Source organism: Phenylobacterium sp., from assembly GCF_030654915.1.
In the GTDB taxonomy this organism is placed as follows: domain Bacteria; phylum Pseudomonadota; class Alphaproteobacteria; order Caulobacterales; family Caulobacteraceae; genus Phenylobacterium.
Map to the genome: position 1 here is coordinate 1 of NZ_JAURWM010000235.1, position 2,612 is coordinate 2,612.

The 2,612-nt window shown below is 65.0% G+C and carries 3 protein-coding genes; 1 reads left to right on the forward strand and 2 read right to left on the reverse strand.

What is annotated here, in order from left to right; translation table 11 throughout:
- Nucleotides 1-799, reverse strand: a 799-nt coding sequence (gene gluQRS / locus Q7T84_RS12045; protein ID WP_304809117.1) for a tRNA glutamyl-Q(34) synthetase GluQRS, incomplete at its 3' end; no start/stop codon positions are given.
- 10 nt (nucleotides 800-809) lie between these two features.
- The gene (locus Q7T84_RS12050; RefSeq protein WP_304809119.1) at nucleotides 810-1,439 is read right to left on the reverse strand and encodes a TetR/AcrR family transcriptional regulator; all 630 of its coding nucleotides are present in this window, start codon (nucleotides 1,437-1,439) and stop codon (nucleotides 810-812) included.
- A 777-nt stretch (nucleotides 1,440-2,216) separates the two neighbouring features.
- Here Q7T84_RS12050 and Q7T84_RS12055 point away from each other — a divergent pair.
- Nucleotides 2,217-2,612, forward strand: a 396-nt coding sequence (locus Q7T84_RS12055) for an HNH endonuclease (RefSeq protein ID WP_304809121.1), incomplete at its 3' end; no start/stop codon positions are given.

The window sequence follows — 2,612 nt, forward strand, 5'->3', positions numbered from 1 at the left end:
CCCGCCCCCGCAGGTCTCGCAAGGTTTCGGCCTTGTCGCGCTTGGCGAAGCGCTTGCCGTCGGCGCCTGTAAGCAAGCGGTGATGGCGATAGATGGGCGTAGGCAGATCGAGCAGAGCCTGCAGCAGCCGCTGGACATGGGTGGCTTCGAACAGGTCCTGGCCGCGGATCACGTGGGTGACGCCTTGCAGCGCGTCGTCTACCACCACGGCCAGGTGATAGGCCACGCCGACGTCCTTGCGAGCCAGCACCACATCGCCGCCTAGCGCCAGGTCGGCGGTGATCAGGCCGTGTTCGCCGTTCGGGCCATGGCCCTCCTCGCGGAAGGTGAGGGGCCGCGCGCCAAGGGCGGTCTCGGCGGCGTCGAGCGAAAGCCGCCAGGCGTAGGGCTCGCCGGCCGCGAGGCGCTGGGTTTCCTCGTGTGGGGGCAGGGGCGCGCCGCGCCAGGCGTCCATCGCGCCGTGCGGGGCGCGGCCGATGTCCTGCGCGATCTCCTTGCGGGTGCGGAAGCAGCGATAGATCAGGCCCGAGGCGGCCAGGGCCGCGAGTGAGGCGTGGTAGTCGTCCAAGTGGTCGGACTGGCGGCGAACCGGTACGTCCCAGGCCAGGCCCAGCCAGGTCAGGTCTTCATCGATCGCGGCCTCGAACTCCGGCCGCGAGCGGGTGGTGTCAATGTCCTCGATGCGCAGGATGAACCGGCCGCCAGCGGCGCGCGCGGCTTCGTGCGCGCTCAGGGCCGAGAAGGCATGGCCCCGGTGCAGGTATCCGGTCGGAGAAGGGGCGAAGCGGGTGGTGAACACCCGAAGCGTTCTAGTCCGTGTGCGCGTGTCCGAAAATGCCCATGTGCTCGAACACGCCGCGCAGGAAGGCCTCCTCGCCGCCCATGGCGACCTTCAGGTGGTCGAACTGCTTAAAGGCGACCATCTCGGCCAGGCCGTGGGCCGCGCACCAGGCGGCCGTGGTGGCCAGTTCCAGTTCGGTCTCATCCAGCGGGGAGGCGCCGGCCTCGACCAGGGTGTCGCGGACCTGGCAATAGGCGCTGTCATTGTCGGCGTGCAGGTGCTCGGGCAGGTTTTCCTTGTCGCGTGAGCAGTCGTACATCACGCGGTAAAGCGCCGGGTTGTCGCGGGCGAACTTCACATAGGCCACGCCCAGCGCGGTCAGCTTGTCGCGAACCGAGGTCTGCCTGGCGCGGGCCTCCGTCATCAACTCGTTCAGCAGGTCCCAGCCTTCGTGGGCCACGGCGTCGAGCAATTCGCCCTTGTCCTTGAAGTGGTGATAGGGCGCGGCCGGGCTGACCCCGGCCTCGCGCGCGACGGCGCGCAGCGACAGGGCGGTAGGACCCTCGTTCTCAAGCAATCGCCGAGCCGCATCGATCAGCGCGCGGCGAAGATCGCCATGGTGATAGGGCCTGTTGTCGGCGGTTGCAGCTTCTCTCATGGCGGCCACTCTAAAACTGAATCTAGACGGCGTAAAGATCATCTTGACGGCGTTTAGATCGGTGTTATCTTAACATCGTTCAAATAACAAACGCCCTCGCTCCCCCGAGGGTTTCAAACTGGAAGGTGTGTGTAATGTCTCTCGCTCGTTTGACCCATTTCGAACGGCTTTTTGACCGGTTCGTCCCTGTCGCCTTGGTGGTGCTCAGCATTGGCCTGGCGGCGGCCACGGTGAGCGTCGGCGGCTAAGCCAGCCCGGCGGCATCGCGTGAGTTCGAAAGGGGACCCCACCGGGTCCCCTTTTTGTTGCGCCCTGGCGCCTATGCAATTTCGAATAGCTTACATTGTAAAGCGTATCTGTACATCGCTTAGATATGGGTCCATCTAAGCATCGTCCAGATCGGATGCGGGCTCGGCGGAGGCCAGGCTCGAAACCAAACAACAGGGAATGAAACAATGTCTGCGCTCACCAATCTCGGCCGCTTCTTCGACACCGGCGTTGCGGTGGTCTTCGTGCTCATCAGCCTGAGCCTCGCCGGCGCCACCGCCGTCGTGGGTGTCTGATGCCAGCAGTCAGCGTCCCGCTTGAGGCAACTTTTCTCAGGCGGGACCATTGCGCAGGTCATGGAGCTGTCTCAATTTCTGGCTTATAATTCTCACGTCACGGGAGTCTCCCACGTGGGCGACATCGCCGGATGCTCGGATCGCGAAAGGGGGCCTGTCTTCAGTCTCTACCCGCACCCCATAGGAGCAGTTCTGCTCTCCGGGAGGCCCGGCCATGCAGGTGCTTAGTCACCCGCCGTCCGGCTGGCCCTGCCTTGTGCTGAACGCGGATTTTCGTCCGCTCAGCTACTATCCGCTGTCCCTCTGGCCGTGGCAGGAGGTGATCAAGGCGGTGTTCCTTGATCGCGTCGATGTGGTCTCGACCTACGACCAGGAAGTCCACTCTCCCTCATTCGCCATGCGGCTCCCCAGCGTCGTCTCGCTGAAGCACTACGTGCCGCAGGACAGGCCCCCGGCCTTCACCCGCTTCAACCTCTTCCTGCGCGACGCCTTCTCCTGCCAGTATTGCCGGGCCGGCGAGGATCTGACTTTCGACCACGTGGTGCCCCGCTCGCGCGGCGGGCGGACGACCTGGGAGAACATCGTCACCGCCTGCGCCCGCTGCAACCTG

Excerpts from the sequence above, each read along its gene's own strand:
- Q7T84_RS12050 (WP_304809119.1), bottom strand. The coding sequence starts at position 1,439 with ATGAGAGAAGCTGCAACCGCCGACAACAGGCCCTATCACCATGGCGAT.